Source organism: Mesorhizobium sangaii (assembly GCF_014207355.1).
Classification (GTDB): domain Bacteria; phylum Pseudomonadota; class Alphaproteobacteria; order Rhizobiales; family Rhizobiaceae; genus Mesorhizobium; species Mesorhizobium sangaii.
On the sequence record NZ_JACHEF010000002.1, the window covers coordinates 948,662 to 965,748 of the forward strand.

The 17,087-nt window shown below is 62.6% G+C and carries 21 protein-coding genes; 12 read left to right on the plus strand and 9 right to left on the minus strand.

The window, feature by feature from the left end; translation table 11 throughout:
* The first annotated feature begins 31 nt into the window (after positions 1-31).
* Positions 32-346, plus strand: a complete 315-nt coding sequence (locus tag HNQ71_RS13700; RefSeq protein ID WP_184873064.1) for a MocE family 2Fe-2S type ferredoxin — start codon at positions 32-34, stop codon at positions 344-346.
* A complete protein-coding gene (locus tag HNQ71_RS13705) occupies positions 343-1,581 on the plus strand; it encodes an NAD(P)/FAD-dependent oxidoreductase (protein ID WP_184873065.1) in 1,239 nt (412 codons plus the stop codon). The genes HNQ71_RS13700 and HNQ71_RS13705 overlap by 4 nt, the downstream gene beginning before the upstream one ends.
* A 60-nt stretch (positions 1,582-1,641) precedes the next feature.
* On the opposite strand, the gene HNQ71_RS13710 is transcribed toward HNQ71_RS13705, so the two are convergent.
* The 6 genes from HNQ71_RS13710 to hslV all read right to left on the minus strand — a co-directional run bounded on the left by HNQ71_RS13710 (position 1,642) and on the right by hslV (position 7,083).
* Positions 1,642-2,601 (minus strand): DUF1402 family protein, encoded by a 960-nt coding sequence (locus HNQ71_RS13710; RefSeq protein ID WP_184873066.1) that lies wholly within the window; start codon positions 2,599-2,601, stop codon positions 1,642-1,644.
* A 185-nt stretch (positions 2,602-2,786) separates the two neighbouring features.
* Positions 2,787-4,100 (minus strand): ATP-dependent protease ATPase subunit HslU, encoded by a 1,314-nt coding sequence (gene hslU / locus HNQ71_RS13715; RefSeq protein WP_184873067.1) that lies wholly within the window; start codon positions 4,098-4,100, stop codon positions 2,787-2,789.
* Positions 4,101-4,104: 4 nt separating this feature from the next.
* Complete coding sequence (locus tag HNQ71_RS13720) at positions 4,105-4,704, minus strand: DUF2585 domain-containing protein (RefSeq protein WP_184873068.1); 600 nt, start codon at positions 4,702-4,704, stop codon at positions 4,105-4,107.
* 49 nt (positions 4,705-4,753) lie between these two features.
* Positions 4,754-5,914 (minus strand): hypothetical protein, encoded by a 1,161-nt coding sequence (locus HNQ71_RS13725; RefSeq protein WP_184873069.1) that lies wholly within the window; start codon positions 5,912-5,914, stop codon positions 4,754-4,756.
* Complete coding sequence (locus HNQ71_RS13730; protein WP_343068164.1) at positions 5,911-6,387, minus strand: GNAT family N-acetyltransferase; 477 nt, start codon at positions 6,385-6,387, stop codon at positions 5,911-5,913. The genes HNQ71_RS13725 and HNQ71_RS13730 overlap by 4 nt, the downstream gene beginning before the upstream one ends.
* Before the next feature lie 144 nt (positions 6,388-6,531).
* Positions 6,532-7,083, minus strand: coding sequence for an ATP-dependent protease subunit HslV (gene hslV / locus HNQ71_RS13735; RefSeq protein WP_184873070.1), 552 nt, complete (start codon positions 7,081-7,083; stop codon positions 6,532-6,534).
* A gap of 213 nt (positions 7,084-7,296) precedes the next feature.
* Here hslV and hisB point away from each other — a divergent pair, with 213 nt between their 5' ends.
* From hisB to coaA, 9 genes are all read left to right on the plus strand, one after another.
* On the plus strand, positions 7,297-7,896 hold the full coding sequence (hisB, locus tag HNQ71_RS13740; protein ID WP_184873071.1) for an imidazoleglycerol-phosphate dehydratase HisB: 600 nt from the start codon (positions 7,297-7,299) through the stop codon (positions 7,894-7,896).
* Between the two features lie 4 nt (positions 7,897-7,900).
* Positions 7,901-8,377 carry a DUF2628 domain-containing protein gene (locus HNQ71_RS13745; RefSeq protein ID WP_184873072.1) on the plus strand — a complete coding sequence of 159 codons (477 nt, stop codon included), beginning with the start codon at positions 7,901-7,903 and terminating at the stop codon, positions 8,375-8,377.
* Between the two features lies 1 nt (position 8,378).
* The gene (hisH, locus tag HNQ71_RS13750; protein WP_184873073.1) at positions 8,379-9,029 is read left to right on the plus strand and encodes an imidazole glycerol phosphate synthase subunit HisH; all 651 of its coding nucleotides are present in this window, start codon (positions 8,379-8,381) and stop codon (positions 9,027-9,029) included.
* Between the two features lie 6 nt (positions 9,030-9,035).
* The gene (locus HNQ71_RS13755) at positions 9,036-9,326 is read left to right on the plus strand and encodes a DUF1330 domain-containing protein (RefSeq protein WP_184873074.1); all 291 of its coding nucleotides are present in this window, start codon (positions 9,036-9,038) and stop codon (positions 9,324-9,326) included.
* A 3-nt stretch (positions 9,327-9,329) separates the two neighbouring features.
* The gene (hisA, locus tag HNQ71_RS13760; protein ID WP_184873075.1) at positions 9,330-10,079 is read left to right on the plus strand and encodes a 1-(5-phosphoribosyl)-5-[(5-phosphoribosylamino)methylideneamino]imidazole-4-carboxamide isomerase; all 750 of its coding nucleotides are present in this window, start codon (positions 9,330-9,332) and stop codon (positions 10,077-10,079) included.
* Positions 10,076-10,912: an arginase family protein gene (locus HNQ71_RS13765; protein ID WP_184873076.1), complete on the plus strand. Its 837-nt coding sequence runs from the start codon at positions 10,076-10,078 to the stop codon at positions 10,910-10,912. The genes hisA and HNQ71_RS13765 overlap by 4 nt, the downstream gene beginning before the upstream one ends.
* On the plus strand, positions 10,909-11,703 hold the full coding sequence (gene hisF / locus HNQ71_RS13770) for an imidazole glycerol phosphate synthase subunit HisF (protein WP_184873077.1): 795 nt from the start codon (positions 10,909-10,911) through the stop codon (positions 11,701-11,703). The genes HNQ71_RS13765 and hisF overlap by 4 nt, the downstream gene beginning before the upstream one ends.
* A gap of 72 nt (positions 11,704-11,775) precedes the next feature.
* Positions 11,776-12,099: a phosphoribosyl-ATP diphosphatase gene (locus HNQ71_RS13775; RefSeq protein WP_184873078.1), complete on the plus strand. Its 324-nt coding sequence runs from the start codon at positions 11,776-11,778 to the stop codon at positions 12,097-12,099.
* Between the two features lie 24 nt (positions 12,100-12,123).
* A complete protein-coding gene (gene coaA / locus HNQ71_RS13780) occupies positions 12,124-13,083 on the plus strand; it encodes a type I pantothenate kinase (protein ID WP_184873079.1) in 960 nt (319 codons plus the stop codon).
* A 37-nt stretch (positions 13,084-13,120) separates the two neighbouring features.
* On the opposite strand, the gene HNQ71_RS13785 is transcribed toward coaA, so the two are convergent.
* The 3 genes from HNQ71_RS13785 to HNQ71_RS13795 all read right to left on the minus strand — a co-directional run bounded on the left by HNQ71_RS13785 (position 13,121) and on the right by HNQ71_RS13795 (position 16,005).
* Positions 13,121-13,774: an alpha-ketoglutarate-dependent dioxygenase AlkB family protein gene (locus HNQ71_RS13785; protein WP_184873080.1), complete on the minus strand. Its 654-nt coding sequence runs from the start codon at positions 13,772-13,774 to the stop codon at positions 13,121-13,123.
* A 91-nt stretch (positions 13,775-13,865) separates the two neighbouring features.
* Positions 13,866-14,303 carry an alternative ribosome rescue aminoacyl-tRNA hydrolase ArfB gene (gene arfB, locus HNQ71_RS13790; protein WP_184873081.1) on the minus strand — a complete coding sequence of 146 codons (438 nt, stop codon included), beginning with the start codon at positions 14,301-14,303 and terminating at the stop codon, positions 13,866-13,868.
* A gap of 91 nt (positions 14,304-14,394) precedes the next feature.
* Positions 14,395-16,005, minus strand: coding sequence for a phosphoenolpyruvate carboxykinase (locus HNQ71_RS13795; RefSeq protein WP_184873082.1), 1,611 nt, complete (start codon positions 16,003-16,005; stop codon positions 14,395-14,397).
* 343 nt (positions 16,006-16,348) lie between these two features.
* On the opposite strand from HNQ71_RS13795, the gene HNQ71_RS13800 reads away from it, so the two are divergent.
* Positions 16,349-17,050: a response regulator transcription factor gene (locus tag HNQ71_RS13800; protein WP_013528337.1), complete on the plus strand. Its 702-nt coding sequence runs from the start codon at positions 16,349-16,351 to the stop codon at positions 17,048-17,050.
* Positions 17,051-17,087: the final 37 nt, after the last annotated feature.

Below are 17,087 nucleotides of genomic sequence, written 5' to 3' on the forward strand. Positions count from 1 at the left end.
TGCGGCTATCCGATTTCCACGGGAGGACTGAATGAGCGACTGGGTCGAGGCCTGTGCCGCCGGTGACATCGATGAAGAGGATGTGATGCGCTTCGATCATGGCGGCCGCACCTTCGCCATCTATCGCAGCCCGGACGATGACTATTTCGCTACCGACGGCCTCTGCACCCACGAAAAGGTGCATCTCGCCGATGGCCTGGTGATGGACGACATCATCGAATGCCCCAAGCACAATGGCCGCTTCAACTACAAGACCGGGGACGCCCGCGGCGCGCCGGTCTGCGTCAACCTCAGGACCTATCCGGTCAGGGTCGACGCCGGCAAAGTCCTCATCCAGGTCGGATGACCGCTATGACGCGAGGGATGGTCATCATCGGGGCCGGAGAATGCGGCGGCCGGGCAGCCTTGGCCCTGCGCGATCTCGGCTATGAGGGGCCGGTGACGCTGGTCGGCGACGAGCCGCATCTGCCCTACGAACGCCCGCCTCTGTCCAAGGAGGCGATGGCCAGCGAGGCGCCCGAAATCAAGGCGATCGCCAGTGATGTGTTGCTGGCTGAAAAGTCGATCCGCCATATCCATTCCGTCCAGGCCGTGGCGATCGATCGTGCTGCGCATATGGTGCGTCTGTCAGACGGTTCAGTCCTGCCTTACGACAAGCTCTTGCTGGCAACCGGTTCGACCCCGCGCAAGCTGCCGATGCCGGGATTGGGTTCGCGCTGCGTCTATCTCCGCACCTTCGCCGATGCGTTGGCCATTCGCGCCCATCTCAGTGCCGGCAACCGTATCGCCATTGTCGGCGGCGGCTTCATCGGCCTCGAGCTCGCCGCCGCGGCCCGCAAGCTCGGCGCTTCGGTCACCGTCATCGAGGCGCAGCCACGCATCCTGATGCGTGGCGTGCCGGCCGAGATCGCCGGAATCATTCATGCTGCTCATGTTGCCGAGGGCGTGAGAATCTTGTGCGGCGACGGGATCGCGTCTGTTGCCGACGACGGCAAGGAGGTGTGCATCGCGCTTGCCGGCGGACAGCAGATCGCAGCCGACCTCGCGATCATCGGCATTGGCGCCGTGCCGGTGACCGGGCTGGCAGCCGAAGCCGGGTTGACGATCGACAACGGCATTGCTGTCGATGCGCAGCTGCGCAGCAGCGATCCCGACATCTTCGCCGCCGGCGATTGCTGCTCGTTTCCGCTTGCAGTCTATGGCGGCCGCCGGGTGCGGCTGGAAGCCTGGCGCAACGCCCAGGAGCAGGGCGCGCTGGCGGCCAGGAACATGTTGGGGGCCGGCGAGGCGCATGCCGCGGTGCCGTGGTTCTGGTCGGATCAGTATGGCTTGTCCCTGCAGATCGCCGGGCTTTCCGACGAAGGCCGCAGCGTCGTGCGCCGCGATCTCGGCGACGGCGCCTTCATTCTCTTCCATCTGGCTGAAGACGGCAGACTGGTGGCGGCCAGCGGCATCGGTCCCGGCAATGCGGTCGCCCGCGACATCAGGCTCGCCGAAATGCTGATCGGCAAGCGGGCGAAGCCGGCACGGGAAGCACTCGGCTCGCAGGCCATCAAGCTGAAGTCGTTGCTGGCGGCGTAGCGAAAGCCGAAAGTGGGACGACGTCGGTTCCGGCTCAAAAGCCTGAAACCGCAATGCATCCTAGAAAAGCGCCTTCAGCTCCGGCAGCTTGTCGTTGACCAGCCAGCCGTAATAATTCTCCTCGGGTAGCTTTTCCGGCTCGCCGGCGGCGCGGCGCTTGTCGTTCTCCGTCTTCAGCGCGTCGGCGCGCTGCTCCGGATTGCCGACATTGTAGAGCGTGGCGGTGAGCCCGGGATTTCCCGAAATGTCGAAGCCGGCAATGTTCTTGTAGGCGTCGATCGATTTCCGGATCGTCGCCGCGACGTAAGGCAGCGTCAGGTCGGGATCCATGATGGTCTTGTAGACCGAGTTGGGATCGGCGACGTCGAGCTTCGGCAGGCCCGAAACCTTGTGCACGAGATCGCTCATCTGCAAGGCTGTCAGCGGGTTGAGCTGGCCGAGGCCGAAAGTCTGGCCGGCATAATAGGGCTGGAAAAAGGTGGCGCCGAAACGGTTGTCGGGGAAGCTCTCGCCACCGACGCTTCTGCCGCGAAACGAATGGTTCCACACCTGCTCGCGGCATTCCCACAGATCATAGCTGTCCGACACCCCAGCGCATTTCTTGAATTCCGGCCGCTGCACGAAATCGGTGATGTCTTCGCCGTCATAGGCGAAGGACAGCTTGCTGGAGAGATAGGAAATCGCCTTGACGTAGTAGGTCTGCAGCCGGTCGTAGGCGTCGACATTGTAGGTGTGCTCACCGACGATGGCGCCGACAATGTGCAGGGGATCGATGCCGTAGGCGGCGGCGGCCTTCTTGATCTTGCCGCGCAGGTCGGCGTCGTTCTGCAGCAAGGCGTAGACCTTGCGGTACTTTGCCTGGAAGGTGGTGTTGGTGGCCTGCGTGCGCCGGCTCGAAGCGCCAGGAATATCCGGCTGCTCGGCATTGCGGTTTCCCGGCGGCACCAATGTCGCCGCATCGGCGGCGAACAGCGTCGCCGCCAGCGTCAAGCCGAGAATGACCAGGATCAGTTTTTTCATGCGCCGCCGCCTGCAGATATTGCCGCGCAAACTAGGTAGTGCTCTTGGTCGAGTCGAGAGCGCCCCATCCGCCGGCAAGACGAAAGGTGGCCAGATGGTGCCATCTGGCCACACATGATTCTGTTTGCCGGACTGTGTTGCGTCACTTTGAAGAAGCCGGCGCCGGGATGACCCGGCGCCGTCCTTTAAAGGATGAATCGCGACAAATCTGTGTTTCTGGAGAGGTCGCCGACATGCTTTTCCACATAGGCGGCGTCGATGGTGACCGCAGTGCCGTTGCGGTCGGGCGCGTCATAGGAGATCTCGTCCAGCACCCGCTCCATCACCGTCTGCAGCCGCCTGGCGCCGATATTCTCGACGCTGTCATTGAGGTCGACGGCTATGCCGGCCAGCGAATCGATGGCGTCATCGGTGAAGGTCAGGTCGACGCCCTCGGTCTTCATCAGCGCGATATACTGTTTGATCAGGCTGGCTTCGGTCTCGGTCAGGATGCGGACGAAATCGTCCTTCTCCAGCGCCCGCAGTTCGACCCGAATCGGCAGGCGGCCCTGCAATTCCGGCAACAGGTCCGACGGCTTCGAGACATGGAACGCCCCGGAGGCGATGAACAGGATGTGGTCGGTCTTCAACGGCCCATATTTGGTCGCCACCGTGGTGCCTTCGATCAGCGGCAGCAGGTCGCGCTGCACGCCTTCGCGGGAAACGCCGGCGCCCATGCCGCCTTCACGCGACGCGATCTTGTCGATCTCGTCGAGAAAGACGATGCCGTCATTCTCGGTCGCATCCAGCGCCCGGCGCACCACCACCTCCTGGTCGAGCAGCTTGTCGGACTCGTCGCCGACCAGAAGCGCGTAGGACTCCTTGACCGTCGTCTTGCGCGTCTTGGTCTTCTTGCCGCCCATCGCCTTCGACAGCATGTCGTTGATATTCAGCACGCCGATATTGGCGCCCGGCATGCCGGGGATTTCGAAGCCGGGCATGCCGCCATTGCCGGTGTCGGCCACTTCGATCTCGATCTCCTTGTCGTCGAGTTCGCCGTCGCGCAATTTCTTGCGGAAGCTATCGCGCGTGGCCGGGCTCGCCGTCTTGCCGACCAGCGCCTCCAGCACGCGTTCCTCGGCGTTGATATGGGCGCGTGCCTTGACGTCCTCGCGCATCTTCTCGCGCACCAGGCCGATGGCGATCTCGACCAGGTCGCGGATGATCTGTTCGACATCGCGGCCGACATAGCCGACTTCGGTGAACTTGGTCGCCTCGACCTTGACGAAAGGCGCCCCGGCAAGGCGCGCCAGTCTGCGTGAAATCTCGGTCTTGCCGACGCCCGTCGGCCCGATCATCAGGATGTTCTTCGGCATCACCTCTTCGCGCATCTGGCCTTCCAGCTGCTGGCGGCGCCAGCGATTGCGCAAGGCGATGGCCACGGCGCGCTTGGCGTCCTTCTGGCCGATGATGAAGCGGTCGAGTTCCGAAACGATTTCGCGGGGAGAGAATGTGCTCATATCACTAAATTCCACTTTGCCACTGCTTGATGGCCTCGAACGGATGCAGCAGCATGATCACGTTGAGTGTCAGATTGTCCCGGATGAGATAGCCGGTACCGAGTTCGAAGATGATGGCGAGGCTGACGATCACCCATATAGGTAGCCTTCGCGCCATCACAAATCCCAGCACCATGGCCAGTGTGTCCGACACCGAATTGATGATGCTGTCGCCGTAATAGTTGAGCGAGATCGTGCCGGCGCGGTAGCGCTCGATGATGAACGGGCTGTTTTCCAGCAACTCCCAGCCGCCTTCGATGAGGACCGCGAACGCCAGCCTCAAGCCGATCGGCGAACGCGGAAACAGGAACCGTGCCAGCGCGTAGAACAGGAACCCGTGGATGATGTGCGAGAACGTGTACCAGTCCGAAATGTGCTGGGAGTTCTCGGAACTGTTCACCACGCCGTGCCAGAGCTTGATGTAACCGCAGGTGCAGATCGGCGGATGACCCATGCCGTAAAGGGCTCCGGCCTGGAAGATGAGCAGGGCCAGGACAAGCAGCAGCCCCATTCGCCAGCTGTCTTCATAGGCCGAGTAGCTGTTGTCGTCGCCCGATGCGTTCATGCCCTATTGCCTCTCTTCCGCGTCGCCGTCTCGACCATCACAAAGCCCGTCACGCCTTCAGCGGCGGTAGCCGCCGGATCACGGCCGCCGGCAAGGTGGGTTTGACGACAATGCGCCGGATACGCTGCCAGCCAGCCCCGAACAGAATAATCAGCGCGCCGACAACGACCAGGATCAAGGCAAAAGGCGGTATGCCCGTCGAATCGGAGGCGGAATTCACCAGATAATAGATGCCCAGCGAGCCGAAGTAAGCCAACGTAGGAACCAGAAGCGAACGGCGGTCTATGGCGAGCGCGACATAGAGGAAGCCAAGGATCAGGATCGTCAGCATAATGGTTGCATTGGCGTCCGGCGCGATATGTCCGAATACGACGTTCTGGCCGGTTGCCATGATAAAGAGCGGATGCACCAGCATGGGCGCCGAGACGACATGCAGCCAGAAAGCGCAATCGGACCAGATCTTGCGTCGATCCCTATCGTAAATGTCAAAAGCTACACCCGTTGCGAACACGATCAGGCCGCAGATCAGCGGCATGTAAAGTGCCGCGCGGAGCAATTCGGGAACATCCTCAAGGCGCGGCGGCGCAATCGCGCCCGTTGTCACACTGTCATACAGGATTATCGCCGTTTGCAAGAAGGCAAGCAGTGTGAAGGCGATCGCGATAACCCCGGCAATGATGGGGACGCGAAAGCGCCAGAAATAGATCGCCGCCGCGATTATTCCTCCGCCCAGGAACAGATACCCGGCCCGGGACGCCGTCTGGCGCAACGCCAATAGCTGCCAGATAGTCTCTGGCTTGCGTATGCCGAAGCTGGCCTCCACCTGTAGCGCCAGAACGACCAGAGTGGCGGCCATGAAAATCACGGCAAGCACGGACGACGATAACTTCATCCGGTGCTGACGCGTGACAATTTCGGCGAGCCCCCAGGCGAAAACCGCGAGGATGCCAGCGATCCAGAATGTCTGGCCTGGAAGCAAGGTGGTGAGTACAAAGAAGAAGCCGGCGCTGAGCAGAACGGTTCCCACCGTGACGAACAGATCATTGCCGCCGCCGACCAGCCGCAGGTTTTCCTCGTCACCCTCGTCATCGGCGCGCCTAGCCTCGGGGGCGAGAGCGACCGCGCGCTCCATGACCTCCAGCTGATCCCGCGTGATTTGCGAGATCAGACCTGCTGCGACTGCCTTGTCGAGTGTTTCAGCGCTGATCAACTGGCCTCCTGCGGTGCATCGCGCGCCATCATCAGGGCTGGCCCGTATTGCGTTGTTCTGGTGTCAAAGGCGGCAAAGCCGGCTTTCTCATAAGCGCGGATCGCAGGTGCATTGTTCGGATGCGGGTCGATGATGACCCGCGGCACGCCTTCCTCGAACAGCTGCTCGACGAATTGGCGCAGGATCGCCGAGCCGTGGCCGAGGCCGATCAGCTCCGGCCGGCCGATCGACAGGTCGATGCCGAGCGTGCCGAACGGCTGGTCGGCATAGGGGTGGTCGTCCTCCAGATGCGGGTCGTAGCTCTGCAGGTAGGCGATCGGCTTGCCGTCGAGTTCGACGATCAGCGGCTCGACGGAAATGCTGTCGATATGCTCGCGAATCTCGGCGATTTCCGTCTCGGGGTCGTCCCACCACTCCGCGACATGCGGCTGGGCGAGCCAGCCGGCGATCATCGGCAGGTCTTTCTCGGTCACCGGCCGAAAATCGTAGAGCGAGCCCGATTCATCCCGACGAGATCGGGATGAGGCTCTATCTTCTTGTTTGGCCAAGATCTTCTCCGAAAACCGGTTTCCACTTTTCGGGATCACGGCCGGCTTGCGCAAGCGGCATCCGGCGTCTCAAGCGGCATCCAGCGTTTCGACAACAAAATTGTTGTTGGTGTAGACGCAGATGTCGGACGCGATCTGCATCGCCTTGCGGGCGATCTCCTCGGCGTCCTTGTCGGTGTCCATCAGCGCGCGTGCGGCGGCGAGTGCGTAATTGCCGCCGGAGCCGATGGCCATGACGCCATGTTCGGGCTCGAGCACGTCGCCGGTCCCGGTCAGCGCCAGCGAGATCGATTTGTCGGCAACCAGCATCATTGCCTCCAGCCGGCGCAGGTAGCGGTCGGTGCGCCAGTCCTTGGCGAGCTCTACACAGGCGCGCGTCAGCTGGTCGGGATATTGTTCGAGCTTGGCTTCCAGCCGCTCCAGCAGCGTGAAGGCGTCGGCGGTGGCGCCGGCGAAACCGGCAATCACGTTGCCGCCCTTGCCGATGCGGCGCACTTTCTTGGCATTGCCCTTCATGATGGTCTGGCCAAGGCTGACCTGGCCGTCGCCGGCAATCACCACCTTGTTGCCCTTACGCACCGTCACGATGGTCGTGGCGTGCATGGTCAGTTCATTTGACATTTCCTGGCTCCGATTCGCGCTATCCCAAAAAGGCGATTGGCGCGGTACGAGTGAGTTGATCGGCCATATGTATGCATGGGCCCGGTGATTGCAAACGGCTCGATAGCGACCCGGATGGCAACTGGCAATCGCCGGATCATGCTGCTAGAAGGCTCTCGTTTTCAAGCCGGTGAAGGCTTGGAACGCATCAAACCCTGGGACAAGGACAAGGTCATGTCGCCCCGTTCCGCCGAAGCAAGCCGCAAGACCAAGGAAACCGATATCGCCGTATCGGTCCATGTTGACGGCTCGGGCAAGTCAGACATTTCGACCGGCGTCGGTTTCTTCGACCATATGCTGGATCAGCTGTCGCGCCATTCCCTGATCGACATGACGGTCAGGGCCAAGGGCGATCTGCACATCGACGACCACCACACCGTCGAAGACACCGGCATCGCGCTCGGCCAGGCGCTGGCCAAGGCTCTCGGCGATCGGCGCGGCATCATGCGCTATGCCTCGATCGACCTTGCCATGGACGAGACGCTGACGCGCGCGGCGATCGACGTGTCCGGCCGTCCGTTCCTGGTCTGGAACGTTTCCTTCTCGTCGCCGAAGATCGGCACGTTCGACACCGAACTGGTGCGTGAATTCTTCCAGGCGCTGGCGCAGAATGCCGGCATCACGCTGCACGTCACCAACCACTATGGCGCCAACAACCACCACATCGCCGAGACCTGCTTCAAGGCGGTGGCGCGTGCGCTGCGCACAGCGCTCGAACGCGACCCGCGCCAGCCGGACGCGGTTCCCTCCACCAAGGGATCGTTGAAGGGATAAGGTCATGGCCATCTATGTCGTGATGGAACCACCCGGCCGCAGCGAGAAGGTCGACGCAACGGCCTTTGTCCGCGATGGCTTCACCTGGCTCGGATTCCTGGTGCCCCCGCTCTGGTTCGCCTGGCATAGGCTGTGGATCGAAGCCGCGCTCGCCTTCGTCGTCGCGGGCCTGCTTTCATTGCTTGGCCAAAAGCTCGGCCTTGGGCTGACCGGTTCGCTTCTGTCGCTGCTGGTTTCGCTCTATGTCGGGTTGGAGGGGCAGGGGCTGCGCATAGCAGCACTTCGCCGCCGCGGCTGGCATGAATGGGGCGTGGTCGAGGCCGGTCGGCTCGACGATGCCGACGGGCGCTACGCGTTGGAAGCGGAAGCATTTTCCGATCAAGCCGTACCGCCGCCGCGCATGGTCCCGGATGCCACCTTGGCGCGCCCGGCGCAGCCAGGCATGGCGCTGGGGCTGACCCACATTCCGGGAAGACCCTGACATGCGGGTTGCGATCATCGATTACGGCTCGGGCAATCTGCGCTCGGCCACCAAGGCCTTCGAGCGCGCCGCGCGTGAGGCAGGCATATCGGCTGAAATCGACCTGACCACCGACGCCGAACGGGTCCGCACCGCCGACCGCATCGTCCTGCCGGGCGTCGGTGCCTATGCCGACTGCGCGGCCGGCTTGCGCGCCGTCGCCGGCATGTGGGAAGCGGTCGAGGAAGTCGCGGTTCGGAAGGGCCGGCCTTTTCTGGGCATCTGCGTCGGCATGCAGCTGATGTCCGAGCGTGGCCTGGAAAAGACCGTGACGCACGGCTTTGGCTGGATCGCCGGCGACGTCAAGGAGATCATGCCGACCGATCCGGCGCTGAAGATCCCGCAGATCGGCTGGAATACGATCGAACTCAAGCGTCAACACCCACTGTTTGCGGGCATTCCGACCGGAAACAGCGGACTGCACGCGTATTTCGTGCATTCCTACCATCTCGATGCGCAGAAGTCCGACGAGGTTCTGGCGGTTGCCGACTATGGCGGCCCGGTGACGGCCACCGTCGCCCGCGACAATCTCGTCGGCACGCAGTTCCATCCCGAAAAGAGCCAGGCGCTGGGCCTGGCGTTGATCACCAATTTCCTGCGCTGGAGGCCTTGAAGGATCATGAGCAAGAAGGGCTATTGGATGGCGATGATCGATGTCCGCGATCCCGAAGTGTACAAGCAGTACATCGAGGCGAATGCGGTGGCCTTTGCGAAATACGGGGCAAAATTCCCGGTGCGGGCCGGTCGCTACGAGAATCCTGAAGGACCGACCGGCAACCGTCATGTGCTGGTCGAGTTCGAATCCTACGACAAGGCGGTCGAATGCTATCATTCGCCGGAATATCAGCACGCCTCGAAGTTCCGGCTTGCCGCCTCGACCGGCCATTTCGTCATCGTTGAAGGCGCCTGAAAATTGATCCTGTTTCCAGCCATCGATCTCAAGGACGGCCAGTGCGTGCGCCTGAAGCACGGCGACATGGCGACCGCGACCATCTACAACGATGACCCGGCCGCCCAGGCAAAAGCCTTCGAGCAGCAGGGCTTCGAATGGCTGCATGTCGTCGACCTCAATGGCGCCTTCAAGGGCCAGAGCGTCAACAGCGCGGCGGTCGGGGCCATCCTCAAGGCGACGAAGAACCCGGTCCAGCTCGGCGGCGGCATCCGCACGCTGGAGCAGATCGAAGACTGGCTCGACCGCGGGCTCGCCCGTGTCATCCTCGGCACGGTGGCGGTGCGCGATCCCGATCTGGTCAAGCAGGCCTGCAAGGCGTTCCCGGGCAAGGTGGCCGTCGGTATCGACGCCAAAGGCGGCAAGGTGGCCGTCGAGGGCTGGGCCGAAGCGTCGAGCCTCGGTGTCATCGAACTGGCGAAGAAATTCGAGGGTGCCGGCGTCGCCGCCATCATCTACACCGACATCGACCGCGACGGCGTGCTGACCGGCATCAACTGGGATGCCACCATCGACCTCGCCGACGCCGTGTCGATCCCCGTCATCGCGTCAGGCGGGCTCGCCTCGATCGCCGACATCGTGCGCGTGACCATGCCCGATGCGCAAAAGCTCGAAGGCGCGATCTCCGGCCGCGCGCTCTATGACGGCCGCATCGATCCGGCCGAGGCGCTGGCGATCCTGCGAGGCAGGCCGGCGGTGGAGACGCGGCGGTGAAGATCTCCATCATCCTGGCCTCCTATGACAGCGGCCACTATCATGGCGGCATGGGCCAGGGTCCCGACGCGTTGATATCGGGCGGGCTCGTCGAGACCCTGACCATGGCCGGACATGAGATTGAGGTCGAAGACATCGGCCGGGTCGGAGACGCCCAGGAGCGCGAGATCGCCACCGGCTTTGCCGTCTGTAATGCGGTCGCTGCCGAGGTTCGCCTTGCTCGCGACCGAGGCTGCTTTCCCATCGTTCTTTCAGGAAATTGCCTGACCAGCGCCGGCGCGGTCGCCGGCGAAGGTGCCGATGCGATCGTCTGGGCCGACCAGCACGGCGACCTCAACACCCCCGAGACGTCCGTCTATGGCTTTCTCGACGGCATGGCGCTGGCGACCGTGCTCGGCCTGTGCTGGCGTCCGATGACGGCGGCCATTCCCGGCTTCCAGCCGATCGATCCGTCACGTTGCGTGCTCGTCAACGCGCGCGATCTCGATCCGGCTGAAAAACAGCTTCTCGAGACATTGCCGATCTTTCGAACGGAATGTCCTGGAGTGGCCCAGGCGATCGAAAGACTGAAGGCCGCCGGCGCCAAACGTATTCACATGCATCTTGATCTGGACGTACACGATCCGAAGGAACTGCAGGCCAACCGCTATGTCAGTTCGGGCGGGCCGAACCCGGAACAATTGCGCGGCGCGGCTTGCGTCATGGCGCTTGCGATGCCGGTCGTCGGCATCACCGTTTCCGCCTACGATCCGGGTTTCGATGCGCAGGGCGATGTTCCACCGCTGGTCGGTCAGCTGCTTAACGATCTCATCGCCACGATAGAGGGAAAGTGATGCTGAAAGCCCGTGTCATCCCTTGCCTCGACGTCAAGAACGGCCGTGTTGTCAAGGGCGTCAACTTCGTCGATCTCATCGACGCCGGCGATCCGGTCGAGGCGGCCAAGGCCTATGACGCGGCCGGTGCCGACGAGCTCTGCTTCCTCGACATCACGGCTTCATCGGACAATCGCGAGACCATCTTCGACGTCGTTGCCCGCACCGCCGAACAGTGCTTCATGCCGTTGACCGTCGGCGGCGGCGTGCGCCAGGTCGCCGACATCAGAAAGCTGCTCTTGGCCGGCGCCGACAAGGTGTCGATCAACACGGCGGCGGTGAAGAACCCGGATTTCGTCGCCGAGGCCGCCGACAAGTTTGGCAACCAGTGCATCGTCGTCGCCATCGACGCCAAGAAGGTGTCCGGCGTCGGCGAAGCCGACCGCTGGGAGATCTTCACCCATGGCGGACGCGAGAAGACTGGCATCGACGCTGTCGAATTCGCCCAGCGGATGGTCGATCGCGGCGCCGGCGAGATTCTTTTGACCTCGATGGACCGGGACGGCACCAAGGCCGGCTACGACATTGCCTTGACCCGCGCGATTGCAGACGCGGTACGCGCGCCGGTCATCGCTTCCGGCGGCGTCGGCACGCTTGATCACATGGTCGAAGGCATCCGCGACGGTCATGCCGGCGCGGTGCTGGCAGCCTCCATCTTTCATTTCGGCACCTACACGATTGGGCAGGCCAAGGCGCATATGGCCCAGGCCGGGCTGCCGATGCGGCTGGACTCCACGAACAATCGGACCTAAAGCATGAGCCCGAAAAGTGGGAACCGGTTTTTCGGAAAAGATCATGCTTAAACAAGCAGATAGATAACGCCCATGACCGAGTTTTCGCTCTCCGATCTGGAAAACATCGTCAGGGAACGCGCCCATTCCGGAGACCCGGAGTCTTGGACGGCAAAGCTGTTTGCGCGCGGCATCGACAAGGCGGCGCAGAAGCTCGGCGAAGAGGCGATCGAGACAGTGATTGCCGCCGTCAAGGGCGACAAGCACGCCCTCGTTTCGGAAAGTGCCGATCTTATATATCATTGGCTGGTCGTTCTCGGCATCTCAGGGGTTCCGTTGAGCGACGTGCTCAGGGAACTCGAAGGCCGCACCGGTCGTTCGGGCATTGCCGAGAAGGCGTCACGGCCCAAGGGCTGACCGCGAGGGAGGGCAGGTATTTCGATGGATCAGCTCGCGCCGACCGAGAAATATTCCCCCTTTCGTTTCTTCTCCGCCGAGCAATGGTCGCAGTTCCGCGCCGACACGCCGCTGACGCTGACCGAGGACGAATTCCGGCGCCTGCGTTCGCTCAACGACCCGGTCGACCTCGAAGAGGTCAAGCGCATCTATCTGTCGCTGTCGCGGCTTCTGTCGGCGCATGTCGAAGCGAGCCAGCTGCTGTTCAGGCAACGCCAGGCCTTCTTCAACGCGGTTGACGTGGTCAAGACGCCGTTCATCATCGGTATTGCCGGCTCCGTCGCGGTCGGCAAATCGACCACCGCGCGTGTGTTGAAGGAGCTGCTGGCGCGCTGGCCGTCGAGCCCCAAAGTCGATCTCATCACCACTGACGGTTTCCTGCTGCCCAACGAGGTGCTGCGCCGCGAAAACCTGATGGAGCGCAAGGGTTTTCCCGACAGCTACGATGTCGGCGCGCTGCTGCGCTTCCTGTCGGGCATCAAGTCGGCGCTGCCCAATGTCCGCGCGCCGGTCTATTCGCACCTGACCTATGACGTCATTCCCGGCGAGTTCGTCACCATCGACCGCCCCGACATCCTGATCTTCGAAGGCATCAATGTCCTGCAGCCCGGCAAGCTGCCGCAGGACGGCAAGATCGTGCCCTTCCTGTCGGATTTCTTCGATTTCGCCATCTATATCGATGCCGACGAGAAGCTGATCCATCAATGGTACACCGCCCGTTTCATGCGGCTGCGCGAGACCGCCTTCCGCAATCCCGATTCCTTCTTTCACCGCTATTCGCAGCTCTCGGAGGATTCGGCCCGCGCCATCGCCGAAGGCCTGTGGACCAACATCAATCTGAAGAATTTGCGTGAGAACATCCTGCCGACGCGGGCTCGCGCCGACCTCATCCTGCGCAAGGGCGCCGATCACCTGATCGAGGAAGTGGCGCTCAGGAAGCTGTGACGACGGTCGCCCAGCGCGTCAATTTTCCTGGAATGGCCTATCGGCCTTCTCCCGAGACGTCGTTCGTCGCGGCAGGGATTGGTTTCGTCACCCGCCGTAGAGTCAGATTGATGCGCCCGCCATTTTTCAGCAGGGCCGAGGTCGAGGGGTAGATGCGGTCGACGCCGTGAAAGCTGAGGCGTCCTTCGCCGCCGAGCACCACGACGTCGCCGCTTTTCAGCCTGAACGACTTCGTGCCGCCCTCCCGTGTCGTCTGGCCGACCCTGAACAGGCAATCGTCGCCCAGCGAAACGGAAACCACCGGTGCCGAAAAATCGGCCTCGTCGCGGTCCTGATGCAGGCCCATTTTTGCATCCGGCGTGTAGAAATTGACCAGGCAGGCTTCCGGCGGGTGCCGATAGCCCGATAGCTGCCGCCACAGGTCGAGCAGCGCGTCCGGGATCGGCGGCCATGGCAATCCGGTCACCGGATGCGTCGGCTGGTAGCGGTAGCCGCCTTCCTTGTCGGTGACCCAGCCGAGCGGACCGCAATTGGTCATGCGCACGCTCATCTCCTTGCCGGTGCGCGGCATCGCCGGCACGAACAGCGGCGCCTGCTGCACAATGCCTCTCACCGCCTCGACCAGCGCTTCCTGCACGGTGCGAGGCAGATAGGCCGGCATGTGGCGGACGCCTTTGGGCAGGACGAGCATGGGCTGATCACATTGGTCGTGTGAAAACATGATGCCATGACGGGTCACTGGCAGCGACCCGAAAACCGCATCTGCAGACGCTTCCGATGGCTCAGTCGTCGCCGACCCGGCCGCGCAGTTTCTTGATCGTGCCGCGTCCGGCCTTGCTCTTCAGCCGCCGCTCCACCGCGCCCTTCGACGGCCGCGTCTTCTTGCGTGGCGGCGGTGGCGGCTCGGCGGCCTTGGCGACCAGCGCCGTGAGCCTTGCCCGTGCGTCCGCCCGGTTCTGTTCCTGCGTGCGGAAGCGGCTTGCCTCGATGACGATGACGCCGTCCTTGGTGGCACGCTGGCCGGCAAGCTTGATCGTCCGCTCGCGTACGCGCTCCGAAAGGCCCGTTGCGTTGGCCGCGTCGAAGCGCAACTGCACCGCCGTCGCCACCTTGTTGACGTTCTGGCCGCCCGGACCGGACGAGCGGATGAAGTCCTCGTGCAGGTCGCCCGGATGGATCACCGCATCGTCGGCAATAATGATGTCGTCGTCGCTCGCCATGCCGCACTCATGGCGCGGCGGATCGAAAAAGAAAAGGCCCGATCGAAACCGGGCCCTTTAACGACCGGCTGGGTTCAGCCCAAGGAAGTGACTACTCCGCCGCTTCCTGCATGCGCGGCGCCGCACCCAGCACCACCGCGTCGACATGGCTTTCGAATTTCTCGAAGTTGACGGCGAACATGCCGACCAGCCTTGCCGCCTGCCGGTCGTAACCGGCCTTGTCGGCCCAGGTCGACCGCGGGTCGAGAATGGCGCTGTCGACGCCGCGAACCGCCACCGGCACCTCGAAGCCGAAATGGGGGTCGGTGCGGAACTCGGCCGCCTTAAGCGAGCCGTCGAGTGCCGCCGCAAGCAGCGCCCGCGTTGCCTTGATCGGCATCCGCTTGCCGGTGCCGTAGGCGCCGCCGGTCCAGCCGGTGTTGACCAGCCAGCAGTCGGCATCATGGCGGGCAATCAGTTCGCGCAGCAAATTGCCGTATTCCGAGGGATGACGCGGCATGAACGGCGCGCCGAAGCAGGTCGAAAACGTCGCCTCGGGTTCGGTCACGCCCTTTTCGGTCCCGGCCACCTTGGCGGTGTAGCCGGACAGGAAATGGTACATTGCCTGCGCCGGGGTCAGCCGGGCGATCGGCGGCATCACGCCGAAGGCATCGGCGGTCAGCATGATGATGTTCTTCGGATGATTGGCGCGTCCCGTCTTGCTGGCATTGGGGATGAAATCCAGCGGATAGGCGCAGCGCGTGTTTTCGGTTAGCCTTCCATCGTTGAAATCCGGCATGCCGTCGGCGTCGAGCACGACGTTTTCCAGCACCGTGCCGAAGCGCTGCGTGGTAGCGAAGATTTCCGGCTCGGCTTCCGCCGACAGCTTGATCGTCTTGGCATAGCAGCCGCCTTCGAAATTGAAAATGCCTTGCGGTCCCCAGCCATGCTCGTCGTCGCCGATCAGCGTGCGCGACGGATCGGCCGACAGCGTCGTCTTGCCGGTGCCCGACAGGCCGAAGAAGACGGCGGCGTCGCCGCCCGCACCCTCATTGGCCGAGCAATGCATCGGCATGACGCCCTTCGCCGGCAACAGATAGTTGAGCATGGTGAACACCGACTTCTTCATCTCGCCGGCATAGGAGGTGCCGCCGATCAGCACGATCTTGCGCGTCAGGTCGACGGCGATCACCGTTTCGGTGCGGCTGCCGTGACGGACGGGATCGGCGCGGAACGAGGGCAGGTCGATGATGGTCATCTCCGGCACGAAATGCTCGAGCGCGGCGGCATCCGGGCGGATGAGCAGATTGCGGATGAACAGCGAGTGCCAGGCAAGTTCGGTAACCACCCTGGCCGGCAGCTTCAGCCCGTCGTCAGCGCCGCCGACCAGATCCTGCACGTAGAGATCCTTGTCCGCGGCGTGGGCCTGGAAATCGGCAAGCAGAAGGTCGAACTGGGCCGGCGAGATCGCCTTGTTGTTGTCCCACCAGATATGCGGCTCGGTGGCACCGTCGCGCACGACGAACTTGTCCTTGGGCGAGCGGCCGGTGTGCTGGCCGGTCTCGGCAACCAGTGCGCCATGTGCGGTGAGCCGGGCTTCGCCGCGCCGGATCGATTCCTCGTAGAGGGCGGCAGCGGCGAAATTATAGCGCACCACGCCGGTGGTTTTCAGGCCGATATGATCGATCGCACAGGCAGAATTGCGTTTTCCGACTTCCGACATCAAGTGTCCCTCTTCGATTTTCCGCATCTTTGCCGGCGCATATCCGGCATGCCCACTAGCAGGCTGAGATCGTCAGAACCAGAAAAGCCAAATGATATCAAATCATTAATCGATTTAAAAATTTTGAAAGTTGTTTAAATCGTTTATATGTGCAAAAAGTTTGGTGGTTGCCCAAAGGATTGGCGGTGTTCGTTCGTCCAATCCATATCGAGGTAGGATTGTGGCCGCCGGCATGCCGCGCGTGACAGCGGACAAGGCCTATGCCACATTTTGTACCTAATTTGTCCTGCAAAAGCCCCTTCTCTACGTAAAGAAGGGACAGCTCATGAGGGAGCCGCTTGAAATGGCAACAATCGCGCTTGTCGATGACGACCGCAACATTCTGACATCGGTGTCGATCGCCCTCGAATCCGAGGGGTATCGTGTCGAGACCTACACGGATGGTGCGTCTGCGCTGGAAGGGCTGGCGGCACGCCCGCCGAATCTTGCCATCCTCGACATCAAGATGCCGCGCATGGATGGCATGGAACTGCTGCGCCGGATGCGCCAGAAGTCCGACCTTCCGGTGATTTTCCTGACCTCGAAGGACGACGAGATCGACGAATTGTTCGGCCTCAAGATGGGCGCCGACGATTTCATCCGCAAACCGTTCTCGCAGCGTCTACTGGTCGAGCGGGTGCGCGCCGTGCTGCGCCGTGCCAGTGCCCGCGAGGCTGCGGCAAAGACGCCCAGCCAGCAGGCCCGCTCGCTCGAACGCGGCCAGCTTGTCATGGACCAGGAGCGCCACACCTGCACCTGGAAGGGCGAGCCGGTGACGCTGACGGTCACCGAGTTCCTGATCCTGCACTCGCTGGCACAGCGCCCCGGTGTCGTAAAAAGCCGTGATGCGCTGATGGATTCGGCCTATGATGAACAGGTCTATGTCGACGACCGCACCATCGACAGCCACATCAAGCGGCTGCGCAAGAAGTTCAAGGCCGTCGACGACGACTTCGAGATGATCGAAACCCTCTACGGAGTCGGATACCGGTTCCGCGAAGCGTAAGCTGATGAATGTCGCCCAAAAGTGATCCCGGTTTTGG